The sequence below is a fragment of the Actinoplanes sp. CA-051413 genome (genome assembly GCF_050955795.1).
Taxonomy (GTDB): Bacteria; Actinomycetota; Actinomycetes; order Mycobacteriales; family Micromonosporaceae; genus Actinoplanes.
In genome coordinates, this window is record NZ_CP192100.1 from 9,829,286 (window position 1) to 9,843,598 (window position 14,313).

Genomic DNA, 14,313 nt, shown 5'->3' on the forward strand with positions numbered 1-14,313 from the left:
AGTTCTCGATACTCGCAATTCGTGAAACGACCGACAAATCCTGCTTCCCCATTCCGTGATCTGTTCATAGCCTGTTGTCAGGAAACGAGCTGCGGCAGTTCGCAGAATTCTTCCCGGCAGGAGCCCAGCAATGGGTCGCCCGGCATTCACGAGATGGGAGTTGCGAGATGCGTGAGACCGACTGGCACTGAAGCTGACACCTCACAACCGTCACTCATGTCGACTGAGGGATTGACAGCCCGTACAGGCCTTGAGTCACCATGGGGTCATGGGAAGTTCGCAGTGAACGACGCGAAGACCGACAGGCAGCTCCGGCTGTATGTCGGTCTCGTCGCGTCCGGGGGGTTGGCCTGCCTCGTCTGGGCCGCCAACTCGCTCACCGCGATCCCACCCGGCAAGCTGCTCTACCTGGCCGCGCTGACCGTCATCATCGCGTCGGCCAGCGGACGCCTCATCGAGCTGCGGGTCCGGTCGGACTACCGGGCGTTCACCTCGACCTCCGGTTCGATCCTGGTCGCCGTCGCCACCGTGCCGCTGCCGGTGGCCGTGATCTGCACCGCCATCGGCGTCCTGATCGCCAAGGTCGTCCTGCGCGATCCGCTGAAGGTCAGCTTCAACGTCGCCAAGAACACGATCGCCGCCACCGCGGCCGCTTCCGTCGCCTATCTGGCCGGCATCCGTCCGCCGGCCGACCTGAGCTTCCATCGGGCGTCGGTGCTCCACCTCGTCGCCGGTCTGATCCTGGCCGCGGCGGCCTACGCCGTCGTCGACGACCTGCTGGGCCACACCGTGGTGGCGATGGCCAGCCGGACCTCCTTCCGGCAGTCCATCACCCGCAACTGGGACGTCGTCGCCATCGTCCGGCTGGCCAACGTCGCGATCGCGGTCCTCATCGTGCTCGTGGTCGCCATGCAGGCCCAGTTCATCGTCGCCATGGTGCCGACGGTGCTGGCCCTGCAGTTCGCGACGAAGAACAACATCGGGCAACGGTCGGACCAGGAGGCCTGGCGGCGCCTCGCCGCCAGCACGGGCCAGCTCAACGTCACAGATCTGACCGCGGTCCTGCACGCCGCCGTGACCCGGGTTCCGGAGCTCTTCTCGGCCGACGGTGCCGAGATCGAGCTGCGCGACGTCACCCCACCGCGGCTGGTGCGCGGCTCGGCCAGCCGGATCTCCTACGAGGGACCGGCCGCGAAAGCGCCCGCCCGGACCGGGGCGGTCATCGAGGAAGACCTGCGGGGCCCGGCGAACGAGAGCATCGGCGTGCTGCGGCTGCTCTTCCGCAAGTCGGTCAAGCTGAGCGAGTCCGAGCAGTACAAGCTGCAGACCTTCGCGTCATCGCTGTACACCGCGGTGCAGAACGCCCGGGCCTACACGGAGCTCAAGCGGATCAACGCCGAGAACGCCTACGCGGCCGCGCACGACCCGTTGACCGGGCTGGCCAACCGGCGCGAGCTGCTGGAACAGGCGCGTGGGCTCTTCGCGGCTCGGACCACCGACGGCATCTTCGCCCTGCTGCTGATCGACCTCAACCACTTCAAGGAAGTCAACGACACGCTGGGGCACACCGCCGGCGACGACGTGCTGCGCGAGGTCGCGCACCGCCTGGAGGCGGCCGCGACCCCGGGTGACCTGGTGGCCCGGCTCGGCGGCGACGAATTCGCGATGCTTCTCACCGGACTGCCCACCCCCGCGGTGGCCGCGCACCGGGCCGCTGTCCTGCTCGACAGCCTGGAACGACCGATCGAGGTCGAAGGCATGCAGCTCACCGTGCAGGCGGCCGGCGGCATCGCCCTCGCGCCCGGCAGCGGCGGCGTCCAGGAGCTGATGCGCCGCGCGGACGTGGCGATGTACCAGGCGAAGCGCGGCGGTCAGCGGACCGCCACCTACGCCCACGCGCGCGACACCGCCGACGTGGGCCGGCTCATGCTGGGCGGGGAGCTGTCCCGCGCGGTGGCCGAGCACGAGTTCACCGTGGACTTCCAGCCGATCGTCGACCTCGGCAGCGGCGAGGTGATCTCGGCCGAGGCGCTGGCCCGCTGGCACCATCCGCAGCACGGCAACCTCACCCCGGCGCAGTTCCTGCAGACCGTCGAACGCTCCGGGCAGCTGCCGGGCTTCGTGAACGCGGTGCTGGAGCAGTCGCTGACCGCGTACCGGATGTGGCTCGACGCCGGCTTCGACCTGCCGGTGGCGGTCAACGTCTCGCCGCGCAGCCTGCTCGACGAGACCTTCCCGGGGGCCGTGCTCGCCCAGCTCGCCCGGCACGCTGTGCCGGCCGACCGGCTGGTGCTGGAGCTGGCCGAGACCCTCACCCTGAGCCAGCTCGACGTCGTCGACCGGGCGCTGAACGAGCTGCGTGATGCCGGCGTACGGCTGGCCCTCGACGACTTCGGCACCGGCGTCTCCTCGCTCTCGGTGCTGTCCCGGCTGCCCGTGCACCAGCTCAAGATCGATCGTGGTTTCGTCCGGGCGGTCGAGACCTCCTCCGAGGCCGCCGCCGTGGTCCGCTCGACCGTGGACCTGGCGCGCAGCCTGCACCTGACGGTCGTCGCCGAGGGCGTCGAGAGTGAGCCGCAGCGTCTTGCGCTCTGGGAGCTGGGCTGTGTCGCGGGTCAGGGCCACCTGTTCGCGCGTCCGATGCGTTCCGGGCGGCTGCTGGCCACGCTGCAGCGCGGTTCCGGCGGACGTCCGGGTGTGCTGGCCGGGGCCCTGCACCCGGCCGGGTCCGTCGTCCGGATGCCCCGGCGCCGGACGCCCGGGCAGGGCAGATCTTCTCTGCCACACTTGCCCGCGTGACTCTGCTCGCGCGACTCGACCGGGCCCGGGACGGCCTCGCCGCCGACGCCGCGCTGTACGGCCTCGCCGCCGCGTTCGCCCTGGTGACCGCGCTGACCTCGACGTTGCTGCCGCACCGGGCCTGGGGTGCCGTCGCCGCCTGGGCCTACCTCGGCGCGTTCCTGGTGGTGGCCGGGCAGCTGGTGCTGCGGCGGCCACGGTGGCGGATGGCGCTGACCTGGGTCGCCTGGGCCGGCACGGCGATCCTGCCGCTGGTGATCGAGGCGGTGCAGCGGGCCGGCGGGCGTACCGGCCGGGCGCAGGAGGAAGTGCTGGTCGTCGAGCACATGGGTGAGCGGCTGGCGAGCACCGGGACGCCGTACCTGGGGCCGGAGGCGATCGCCGCGCTGCCGCCGGGTGAGCAGTTACTGGGGTATGCGCCGTACCAGCCGGGTATGGCCGTTTTCGGCCTGCCGCGCGCCGCCTTCGGTGACGTCTGGTGGACCGACGCCCGGGTCTGGTTCGCGGTGGCGACCGCGGCTGCGCTGATCGTGGCGATCCGGCTGCTGCCGCGGGGCGCGAGCCTGGTGCGAGCGGTGCAGTTTGCGACCGTACTCCCGATCTGTGCCCTGACCCTGGCCACCGGTGGCGACGACCTGCCGGTCCTGGCTCTCGCCCTGCTGGCCCTGGCTTTGTGCGCGAGCGGTCGCTACGGCGCCGCGGGCGTCGCCGTCGGCGCGGCCGCCGCCCTCAAGCTCTTCGCCCTGCCGATCGTGGTCGTCCTCGCCGTCCTCGCCGTCTCCACCGGCAACGGCCGCCGCTTCCTGCCCGGCGCGCTCGGCCTGCCGGTCCTGACGCTGATGCCCGCTCTGCTGGTCGACGGGAACGCGTTCGTCGAGAACGTGATCCGCTTCCCGCTCGGGCACGGCCTGGTGACCAGCCCGGCCCAGTCGCCGTTCCCCGGCTACCTGATCACCCAGGCGGTGCCGGGCGGTCGTTATGTCGCGATCGGGCTGCTGGTCGCGGTGGCCCTGGCGATCGCCGTCGTGCTCGTCCGCCGGCCGCCGCGCACGGCCGCGGCGGCTGCGCTCTTCTGCGGGTACGGCCTGCTGGCCGCGATCCTGCTGATGCCCACGACCCGTTTCGGATACCTGCTCTACCCACTCGCTCTGCTGGTCTGGGCACCCGCTCTCGGCACAGCACTCAGCAGACCCACAGCAAGTACGGCACCACACGGAGACACAGCCTTGTACCGTTTGTGAGATGCAGATGACCTGTCCGAAGTGTCATGGCGAGATGCGGGTTTACGAGCGCAGCGGCGTCACGGTCGATCAGTGCACCGAGTGCCGGGGGATCTTCCTCGACCGGGGTGAGCTGGAGAAGCTCTTCGAGGCCGAGGCCAACTGGAACCGACCGGGAGCGCCCGCCGCCCCGCGTCCCGCACAGGCCCCGCCCGTCGCCCCGCAGCCGGGTGGCTACGCCCCGCCTCCGCCCCCGCCGCCGCACGGTGGTGGCTACGCATCACCGCCGCCGCCCGCCTATGGCCAGCCGGCATATCCCGCCGCAGCGCCCTATGGCGCGCCCCAGCCGCAGTACGGCGCCGGATACCACGGCCACTACCGCCAGCAGGGCCACCACGGGCACTACCGCGGCCGTAAGAAGCACAAGGGCTTCCTCGACGACTTCTTCGGCTGAGCCGACCGCCGCTGCCCGCCCGCGCCTTCTGGATGCGGGCGGGCTCGCGGCGTGCCAGGGTGCTGAGTCATGGGACTTCCCGCGCCCGCCGCCCTCGCCGAGGCCTTGACCGTCGCCTATGCCGGCGTGACGGCCGTCGTCCGTGACCTTGACGATTTCGACCTGCTGCTGCCGTCGGGCTGCCGCGGCTGGACGATCTGCGACCTGCTGCTGCACCTGAGCCTCGATCCGCAGCGGGCCCTGGTCGCGTTCGCCACTCCGGCCGACGGCCCGCCTGACACCGACTTCGTCACCTACTTCCGGTCGTTCCCGGGTGCGGGTGAGACCGGCGCCATCGCGCACGCCCAGTGGGTCCGCCGCACGGCCTCGGCCTTCACCCGGCCGCACGGCGTCGTCGAGCGCTGGACCGAGACGGTCGCCGCCGCCGGGTACGCGGCCCGCCAGGCCGACCCGGCGAGCCTGATCCGTACGCAGAACCTGGTACTCCCCGTCCCGGACTTCATCGCCACCCTGATCACCGAGGCGGTCATCCACCATCTCGACATGATCGTGTCGTTGCCGGACGCGCCCGACCCGGCGCCCGAGGCCGTGGCGGTCGCGATGTCCACGGTGGACGGCCTGGCCGGGGGCGACGGTCTGCCGGACTACTGGTCCGAGCCGGAGGCCCTGCTCAAGTGCTCGGGCCGCGAAGAGCTGACCACCGACGACCGCGAAGCGCTGGGTGATCGCGCGGAGCTCTTCCCACTGCTGAGCTGACGGCCTACCAGGTGCCGTCGTCGCGGACGCGTTCCGCCGGGCCGTCACCGGTCAGCAGGCTGAGCAGGCCCTCGTCCAAGGTCTCGCCCAGGAACCACTCGCCGCCCTGGTCCAGCGCGAACATCCGGCCGCGCTCGTCGATCGCCACGATCGCGTCACCCTTGGCCTCCACACCGAGCGGGAACAGCGGCGCCCCGATCACCTCGGCGAACTCACCCAGCACGTCCGCCGAGTGCGCCGCCGCCACGGGCTCGAGGTTGAGCCAGCGGACCCAGCGGCGTACCCCCGGGCCGCGCAGGCCGCAGAAGATGCCCGGGAAATCCATGATCGCGGCCCGGGCGGCCGGGAACGGCACATGCCGGAACCGCAGGCCGGGCACGTTGACCACGTCGTCGATCATCCCGTCGGCCAGCACCTCGGCCACCACCGGCTGCATCGGGCGCCAGCCCGCGTCGGCGAGGGCCCCGGCGACCGGGTCCGGGAAGCGACCGGGCTGGGCGATGTTCTCCGAGTACGGCCGGAAGGGCTCCACAAACGCCAGATGCGACCAGGGCAGCAGCGCGAAGTCGACGAGCGTCAGGATGCACGACTCGCACGGCCGCGCCACGGTCGCGCCCAGCGGGTCACCCCGGTCCCGGACGTAGTACGCCTCGAAGTCGGCGGTGCGCAACCACGCGCGGGCCTCGTCCAGCGTCAACGGCTCACCACGCTGCCGGTCGGCCTCGTGCAGGGCGTCGGAGAGCACGATCAGCTCGGCGTGGCGTTCGGTGCCGCGCACTGTGCGGCCGGGCTCCAGACTGCCCAGATAGGCGCGGACCAGCGGGTGAAGGTCGATCTCCTGGTCGCCCTTCGCGCCGCGGGCGATGAACAACCGGCCGTCGACGGTCAGATGCGCGGCGGTGGTGGGCGTCGGCCGGCGGCGGGCGTTGCGGCGCAGCTCCACCTCGGGATCGACCGTGCGGCGCTGGGCGACCACGTCCGGCTGGTGGGTGCGGTAGAGATCGGCGATCACCTCGGCGGGCACACCGGGATACGTGGACAGGGCGCCGGTCTGGCGGTCGATGACCGTACGGGCGCCGTCACCGGGGATGGGCAGCACGGTCGGCGGCTGCTTGGTCCAGACCACAAAACCGAGGTCGAACTCGGAGACCATGGGCAGGCACTCGTACCCCCGGCGCTCGGTCTCGCTGCGCGCCCAGCCGGCGGCGATCTCCTCGGCGTCCTCCCGCGTGATCATCTGAACCCCTGTCGCCCCGCATCCGTGTGCGGAGGTGAAACTACCGGACCACGACGCGTCGCGCCGCCCGGTAGGGTCACCTCGATCGATGGTCGGGTGCCGGGGGAGGACGACCGTGGCGGACATGGCGGATCGCGATGCCAACCACGCGCTGCGAGCGCGCTTCGACGACGTGTACGGGCAGTACCAGCGGCTCCGGTCCGGAATGGACGACATCCAGCAGCGGCTGGCGGAACTGCAGGTCACCGCGGAATCCGAGGACGGTCTGATCCGCGCGACGGTGGGCCCCCGGGGCCAGCTGATCGACCTGCGCCTGGATCGGCGGATCTACCGTGACATGGACGCGGCCGAGCTCGGCCGCAAGATCGTCGCGACCACGGAGAAGGCGGCCGCGCAGGTGGCGGAGCAGGTGCAGCAGATCATGTCCGGCTACCTGCCGGCCGACTCGGGCCCGATGCAGTTCATCCGGGACAACAACTTCGGCTCACTGCTGCGCCGCCAGGACGCGATCATGCGCGAGGCGGACGACAATGGCTGAGGAACTGTGGCTCGACCCCGACCGCGTGCTGAACGGCGGCCGCGACCTGGCGGCAGCCGGCAAGCACCTGACCGCGGAGCGCTCCGGCGCCGGCGGCGAGCTCGCCGCCATCAGCGGCCAGCGCCCCTGGGGCGCCGACGAGATCGGCCAGGCCTTCGAGAACAACTACCGCCCGATCGAGCAGCAGGTACTGCTGGCCTGGGAAAAGCTCGGCCTGTACGTCGAGGGCCTGGGCGACGCGGTGGTCGACACGGTCCGTGAGGCCACCGAGACGGACCACCACGCAGCCGTCCAGGTGGAGCGGACGTACAGGACACGCTCGTGACGATCCTGCCCAGCCCCATCCCGCACCCGCTCGACTACATGCCGTTCGACGTGCCCGGCTGGGCGTACGAGGCGCTCGAATGGGTGGTCGGCTTCGACTGGCCGGAAGGCAACGAGAAGACGACCTGGGACGTCGCCGACCGCTGGTACGCGCTCGCCCAACGCCTGGCCGAACCGCGCGACGAGGCCTACGACGCGGCCGGCCAGGTGCTCTCCGGGTACGGCGGAGCGGGCGCGCAGGCCTTCAAGGGCGCCTGGGACCAGCTGTCCGCGGACGAGAACGCGCCGCTCAACTCGCTCCTGGCCATCGCCGACGAGCTGGGCAAACTCGTCGAGGAATGCGGCTGCGACATCGAGGGCGCCAAACTCGAGGCCTGGATCGAGATCGGCCTGTTCCTGATCGAGCTGATCGGCATGGCGGTCGCCGTGGCGCTGACCCTGGGTGCGGCGTCCCCGGCGGCGGGCGGCCTGATCGCGGCGACCCGGCTGGCCATCCAGCAGATCTTCAAGCGGCTGGTCCAGCAGCTCAGCAAGAAGGCGATCAAGCAGTCGCTGAAGGAGGCCGGGCAGCGGGCGGCCAAGCAGCTGACCACGAAGGCGGGCCTGAAGAAGCTCGGCAAGGAAGCCTTCAAGGAGGGCTTCGACGAGATGCGCGAGGAGATCGCCACCAACGGGGCGATCCAGGCGTACCAGAACTCGACCGGGCGGGCGCACGGCTTCGACGTACGGGATCTCGGGATGTCGGCGGCCGGCGGATTCGCGGGCGGGTTTGCGGCAAGCGGGGCGGGCATCGGCAAGGGCGGCCACGGCGGCGGGGGAATGACCCGTGGGATGGCTGCAGAGGTGCTCGGGGAGTTCGGCGGGGCTGCGGTCAGTGGGGATCTGCCGGATCTGGAGAGTGTCGCCAAGTCGGCCAGCTCGGGGGCCAGTGGGTCGCTGATGGATGGCACGCGGTCGGGCTTCGCGGACGGGCTGGCCGACAAGGTCGGCAATCTCGGGGTGCCTGGTGGTCCGGTGTCTCTCGGGTCGGGATCTGCGGCCGCGGACGGGGGTGAGGCCGGGCCGTTGTCGTCGGTGTCGTCGGTGTCGTCGGTGTCCTCGGCCGCCGCTTCCTCGGCTGGTCCCTCTTCAGGTGGGTCTTCGGGTTCCGGGGCCGCGTTTGCGCCCTTGTCGGTTTCATCCGATCCGGCGTCATCTGCAGGTGGTTCTTCGGCCGGGCCGGTGTCCGTTTCGGCGGATGGCAGTTCCCGCTCGGCGGATGCGACTTCGATGTCCTACGCGGCTCCGGCGCCGTCCGGTGGGGTCAATCTGTCGAGCCTTGCGCCTGCGGTTGATGCGCCTTCGTCGATCGGGGGCGAGACGGGGGTGTCCGGGTCTTCGGGCACTGCTGTTGCTTCGGGTGCTTCGGCAGGGGCCGGTTCGCCTGGTGGGCTCGCCGGCTCCGGATCCGGCACGCCTGGTGTTCTCACAGGCTCCGGATCCGGCACGCCGGGCGGGATGGCCGGCGGGGGGACGCCGGCCGGATTCGCCGGATCCGGCCCGCCCGGTGGGCTTGGTTCTTCTGCTCCGGCCGGTTTCCAAGGTGGTGGCGGGTCGATGTCCACCGGGTCGATGTCCACCGGGTCGGTGACCTCGGGTTCTGGTCCTTCTGTGGCCGGGACTTCGGGGTCGTCGCCGTCAGGCACTGCAGGTCCGGCTGGGTCTCCCTCGGGTAATGGGCCGTCGGTCAGCTCGGGTCCTCGCTCCGCTGCGCCGACGGGTGGCCTCAGCCCGTGGTCTCCCTTCGGGACGGACACGTCGAGCAACGGCACCGCGCCCCCGGCCCGGAGTCCCGGGATTGACCTGACTTCGCGCACGGATGCCCCCAATCGGCCGAACATCAGCACTGCTAATCCTTCGCTGCCCGGGAACGGGAGCTCCCCGCTCGGCAACGGCACGCACCCGACGCCGGCCGGCACCTCACCCACCGGCACCTCACCGACCGGCCCGAACGTCACCGGCCCGAACGTCACCGGCCCAGGCGTCGCCGGCCCGAACGTCGCCGGCCCGAACGTCACCGGCCCGGGTATCGCCGGTCCGAACGTCGCCGGCCCGAACGTCACCAGCCCGGGTATCGCCGGTCCGAACGTCACGCCGCCGCGGACTGGTCCTGACGGCAGCACGCCCGTCGGCAACGATTCGAACCCCACGTTGCCACGGAATCCCGCCTCGCCGGTCGGTGCTGCTCGGGGCTCGGCTGCGGTTGATGTCACTGCGCCGGCGGCCGGTGGGACCGGGACCGGGCTGCTTCCGGGGCGGACCGATCCCGGTGGACCGGCTCCGAGCAACCCGGCCACGCGACCGCCGCAGGTGCCTGGGCCTCGGGACGGGGCTGTGGACGTACCGTCGCGGTTGAGCACGACCCCGACGGATCCGGCGGCGGTCCTGGTCGGCGCTGCTCCCGGCCGCGGGTTGCCGCCGCAGACGGCGGCCGCGCCGGAGACCGAAGTGGACGGTTATTTCCGGTACGCGCAGGAGCTGCGCGAGTCGTATGCGACGCACCGTCGTCAGGAAGTGATCGACGCGGTCGAGGGCAAGGCGGAGAGCGCGCGCCGCCGGGCTCGGAGCGCACGGCGATCTGCCCGGGTTGCGCGTTTCCTCAAGTTTGATCCGCATATGGCGGCGTACTTCCAGGCTCACGTCGATGTGGCGACCGCCGAGGCCGAACGGGCGGAGGCGCAGGCCGCTGCGCTGAAGGACCCGGCGTGGCGGCCACCGTCCGGAACCATCACGGACGTCGCGCCGCAGCACTGGCATCGGGCCAATGAGGACCGTGGCCGGCTGGCGCGCGGTGCGGTGACGTTCGGCAACCGGTCGATGCTCACCGGTAACGATCATCCGCCGCCGATCGACGCGACCCGCCCCTACGGGACGAGGGCCGGCCTGCGGGAGCCGCTCGCCCAACACCAGGTCGACCTGGAAAGCGCGGTCCCCCGCGACGGCAACGGCGATCCGGTACGCGGTGCCGACCCGCGCGCGCCGTACTTCCAGCTGGTCAACGACGGTGGTTCGAAGGCGGACCCGACGCGCGGGATCAACTGCCAGGACTGCGTGCTGTCGTTCTTCGACACGTACGTGCACGGTCGCCCGCGAGTGTCGGCGCCGCGAACATTCGACGGCTACGCGGACGGCGACTCGACAAAACCGCTGTACGGCGAGGACATCGGCCCAGAACGCGTCGAGCACGCAACCGGCGGCCGCTTCCAGTCACTGAGCGCGGGTGTGGGCGGCGACCACCCGGCGGTCGCCGGCCAGAAGATCCAGCAGGCGTTGGGTGACGTGTCCGCGCAGCTGCTGGCGGGTGGGCACGGGTCGTTCGCGTTCCTGGTCAACGCCTGGGAAGGCGGATCGGCGCACGCGTGGGCGGCGGTCAACCAGAACGGCCAGATCCTGTTCGTGGACCCGCAATCGGGCCGGGTCGCGCCGCCGGGCACCAGCTTGTACGGCCACCTGGGGCGTCCGGACGCGGCGAACGTGGTGGCGCTGGATGCGCTGGTGGTGGACGGGCGGGGGAACCCGATGCCGTTCAACGGGAGGCCGGATGGGATTTGGCGGCCCAAGCAGACGACTCTGCCGCCTCCGCCTCCGCGGCCGGCGCCGATTTACTACTCGTCGGCGTACCAGCCGCAGCCTGCTCCTTCGCCGGCGCCTGGGCCTGGGCCTTTCCCGGGGCCCTCGCCGTCGCCTGGTCCTACGCCTTCGCCGACGCCTCGCCCGGCGCCTGCGCCATCTCCATCTCCACCGCCCTCGCCTGCGCCGCCGCCTTCGCCGGTTCCGCCACCCTCACCTGCACCGGTGCCGTCGCCGACCCCTGCGCCTGCGCCGGCACCTGACCTTTCGACCGCGCCCGCCCCTGGGCCATCGCCTGCTCCTGACCTTACGCCTTCGCCCCCGCCTGACTTCGCAACGCAGCTTGCACCCGCACCTGATCTTGCGACGCCGCCTTCGCCCGCGCCCGATCCTGTGTCGGCGCCTCGGCTGCTCGCCACCCCACCTCCTTCGCCGGCTCCCGATCTTGTCGAGCCCACCCCGACTCCCAAGATCGAGACGGCGGATGCCCTGCTGGCGGACGACCTCGGCCGGGTCAGCCAGGCCGAGCCGGTCCCGCCGTTCGATCCGCGGCCGGAACCCGATCCGCAGCCCGGCCCGACGCCGCCGACGCCGGCACCGGAGCCGTCCGTCACCCCGCGGCCTGCTCCCAACCCGGTCTCGTCGCCGCGACGCCCAGTCGACCGCATCGCCGAAGCGCTGGCCCCAAGGCCTGCGCCGGTGGACCGCATCGCCGAAGCCCTGGCTCCCCGCGAGGACTTGCAGCCGACGCATGGCAGCACACCGAACTCCAACGATCCAAGCTCACCGATCGACGAGGCACTGAAATCCGGCACGCCGAATAAGACCGCCGGGATTCACCCCGAGCGGGCCGAATGGCTCGAGCAGGTGCGGATCGCCGAGCATGACGCGCGGGAACGGAAGTCGTACCGCGAGTACATGGAGCACGCGCGCGCCACGCACGAGGACAATCGGCGCGCCGAGTATGCCGACTATCTGGTGCGGATCGCTGATGGGCAGCGGACCAAGGTGCTCGACCTGGGCATGCAGGCGGATGCCGCCCTGGCGTCGGGTTCCACGCTGCTCGGCGAGCACCTTCGGGCCGAGGCGCGGCGTACCAGTGAGGACGCCGACGATCTGGAGCTCAAGGCCCGGCAGGTGCTGGCCGGCGAGTTCGCGCCCGAACGGGTCGAGGTCGAGCCGGCGGACTGGGTGCGGATCAACGACGACGTCGGCACGATGGCACTGGGCGGGGTCGAGACCGGGGATCAGTCGGCGCTCACCGGCGACGGCGTTCCGCCGCCGGTCGACCAAAGCCGGCCGTACGGGAAACGGGGCGGGTTGCGCGCGCCTCTCGCCGTACATCAGGTTGATCTGGAAAATGCCATGCCGCGCGATGCGGACGGCCGGGTGGTGCGCCTGGCCGATCCCCGGCAGGGGAATTGGTTCGGGCTGGCGAACGACGGCGGCCCGGCCGCGGACCCGACCCGCGGCATCAATTGCGTGGACGGCGTGCTGTCGCTGTATGAGACCTATGTGCATGGTCGCCCCCGCGTCTCGGCGCCGCGCACATTCGATTCATACGCGTACGGCGACCCGGCACGTCCATTGGGTGCGGAGGATCGGGGCCTCGCCCGCATCGAGGACACCGTCGGCGGGGAATTCCAGGGCCTGTGCCCGTACGTGGGTGGGCTGGACCCGCAGCAGGCGAAACAGGCTGTGGACACGGCCATGACGAACCTGCACAACCATCTGTACAACGCGGGCCATGGCGCTTTCGCCTTCATCGTCACGGACTCGGAAGAAGGCACGGCCCACGCGTGGGCGGCGGTGAACCAGAACGGCACGATCCTGTTCCTGGATCCACAAACGGGCCGTCTGTCGGAGGAAGCGCCGCTGTACTCCCACGCAGGAGTCAAGAACGACGGGAACGTCATCTCGATGGACGCGGTGGTGGTGGACGGACAAGGCCGCCCGGCGCCACTGCCGTACCACGAGGCAGGCCTGTGGAGCCGGTCGTCGCTGGAGCCGACGGGCGCCGCTCCGGAAAGCGCAGGCGGCGATGACAACGATCATGCCTCGGAGTCGGCGGACAGATTCAACGCAGATGCGGTCGAACGAGAGATGCTGGAGTCGCTCGACCCGGCTGTTCGGGCCGCGATCGAGGAATCCGTCAACGCGGCAAGTGAGACGGCGGCACGCGTGTCGCCCATTCTTCACCGCGCTGTCGCGGCGGTGAACGCGAGCAGCCGCAGCACTCCGCTCGAAGTCGTCAAAGAGGAATATCGCGTCAAGACCGCCGACTCGCTGGGCCGTACCTACGCGGTCGAGTCAGAGTTCGAGGATCTGAACGTGGCGGACTTCCTGTCCAGCACCAAGGACCGCGTCCGATTCTCCGTGCGGGTACCCGAGGACGGGTACGTGGAAGCGGTCCAGTCCACGCTCGACGAACTGGCGACCTCCGACCTTCGAGTCGATCGCATGGTCAATTTCTGGAACAACAACGGCCGACACAATGGTCTCAACGTGACCCTGGTGGACCCTCAAGGCTTCCTGGTCGAGTTGCAGTTCCCGACCGCGCTCTCCTTGGATGTCAGCTCAATCACCCACGATCTGTACAAGAAGGTACGGCTTCAGCGAGCGCCGGCACGCCAACGCATAGAAGCCTTCCTCGAAATGCTCGCCGTCAACAAAGACAACGACATCGGTTCCCACCGGCCTGCCGACTTGGCACGCCTGCCGATCACCAAAACGGTCGACACCACTTTCCGGCGCTTCATTGATGACGAGCCCGTAATGTGGGCGGACTACTCTCAGTACCTTGCTCAGCGTAACCAGACCTTCGACGAAGTCCTCGCGGCGCACAGGCTCACGCGAGATGATGTCTTCGGCAACAGCGGATCGGATGAGGGCGATGACCGACGAGAGATTCGGCTATCAGGCGGTCCTGAAGTCCGACATGTCGGGGACAGTAAGCAGCCTGATCGCCTACCAAGTGATCATGGACAACCCCTTCCAGGCAGTGATCTGGAGCGTCCCGCGGAAGGCGTGGATCTACGCTCCGGCACTGGCGGTACCGATGCTGTACGACGACAAGTACCAGGACCGAAGGAAGCAGATAGACAGGATCACGGCCGAGCAGATCGCACGGGAGAACCTGCACACGGAACTCCCCGCCGAGGAAATCCTCCAAGCGATGGTGGAGGAGGGCCAACGGATGGGTTGGACGTACGGCCCACCCCGTCAGTAGCACCTCGCAACACTCCGCCACCCACCCCGTCCGGTCCAGTGCCGAGGGATGCCGAGCCGGGGCGCGTCGATCCCGCGGCACTCGCTGCCGCGCAGCACGCGTTCGCAAGTACGTAGAACCTCATTCGCCGGAACTCGCCGACGTCGT

The 14,313-nt window shown here is 70.4% G+C and carries 8 protein-coding genes; 7 read left to right on the forward strand and 1 reads right to left on the reverse strand.

Going from position 1 to position 14,313, the window contains the following annotated elements; genetic code table 11:
• Positions 1 to 282: 282 nt before the first annotated feature.
• The 4 genes from ACQP2Y_RS46435 to ACQP2Y_RS46450 all read left to right on the forward strand — a co-directional run bounded on the left by ACQP2Y_RS46435 (position 283) and on the right by ACQP2Y_RS46450 (position 5,229).
• Positions 283 to 2,799 carry a putative bifunctional diguanylate cyclase/phosphodiesterase gene (locus ACQP2Y_RS46435; RefSeq protein WP_433723302.1) on the forward strand — a complete coding sequence of 839 codons (2,517 nt, stop codon included), beginning with the start codon at positions 283 to 285 and terminating at the stop codon, positions 2,797 to 2,799.
• Positions 2,796 to 4,040 (forward strand): glycosyltransferase 87 family protein, encoded by a 1,245-nt coding sequence (locus ACQP2Y_RS46440; protein ID WP_433723304.1) that lies wholly within the window; start codon positions 2,796 to 2,798, stop codon positions 4,038 to 4,040. Before ACQP2Y_RS46435 ends, ACQP2Y_RS46440 begins: the two co-directional genes overlap by 4 nt.
• A 1-nt stretch (position 4,041) precedes the next feature.
• Positions 4,042 to 4,473, forward strand: a complete 432-nt coding sequence (locus ACQP2Y_RS46445; protein WP_433723306.1) for a zf-TFIIB domain-containing protein — start codon at positions 4,042 to 4,044, stop codon at positions 4,471 to 4,473.
• Between the two features lie 69 nt (positions 4,474 to 4,542).
• A complete protein-coding gene (locus ACQP2Y_RS46450) occupies positions 4,543 to 5,229 on the forward strand; it encodes a maleylpyruvate isomerase N-terminal domain-containing protein (RefSeq protein WP_433723308.1) in 687 nt (228 codons plus the stop codon).
• Positions 5,230 to 5,233: 4 nt separating this feature from the next.
• Here the strand turns inward: ACQP2Y_RS46450 and ACQP2Y_RS46455 are convergent, their stop codons facing one another.
• Positions 5,234 to 6,466: an SUKH-3 domain-containing protein gene (locus tag ACQP2Y_RS46455; protein WP_433723310.1), complete on the reverse strand. Its 1,233-nt coding sequence runs from the start codon at positions 6,464 to 6,466 to the stop codon at positions 5,234 to 5,236.
• A 124-nt stretch (positions 6,467 to 6,590) separates the two neighbouring features.
• Here ACQP2Y_RS46455 and ACQP2Y_RS46460 point away from each other — a divergent pair, with 124 nt between their 5' ends.
• Genes ACQP2Y_RS46460 through ACQP2Y_RS46470 form a run of 3 tightly spaced genes read left to right on the forward strand, consistent with a single transcriptional unit; the run spans position 6,591 to position 14,282 of the window.
• Complete coding sequence (locus tag ACQP2Y_RS46460; protein ID WP_433723312.1) at positions 6,591 to 7,004, forward strand: YbaB/EbfC family nucleoid-associated protein; 414 nt, start codon at positions 6,591 to 6,593, stop codon at positions 7,002 to 7,004.
• Positions 6,997 to 7,329, forward strand: coding sequence for a hypothetical protein (locus tag ACQP2Y_RS46465; RefSeq protein ID WP_433723314.1), 333 nt, complete (start codon positions 6,997 to 6,999; stop codon positions 7,327 to 7,329). The genes ACQP2Y_RS46460 and ACQP2Y_RS46465 overlap by 8 nt, the downstream gene beginning before the upstream one ends.
• Positions 7,326 to 14,282, forward strand: coding sequence for a toxin glutamine deamidase domain-containing protein (locus ACQP2Y_RS46470; protein WP_433723316.1), 6,957 nt, complete (start codon positions 7,326 to 7,328; stop codon positions 14,280 to 14,282). Before ACQP2Y_RS46465 ends, ACQP2Y_RS46470 begins: the two co-directional genes overlap by 4 nt.
• Positions 14,283 to 14,313: the final 31 nt, after the last annotated feature.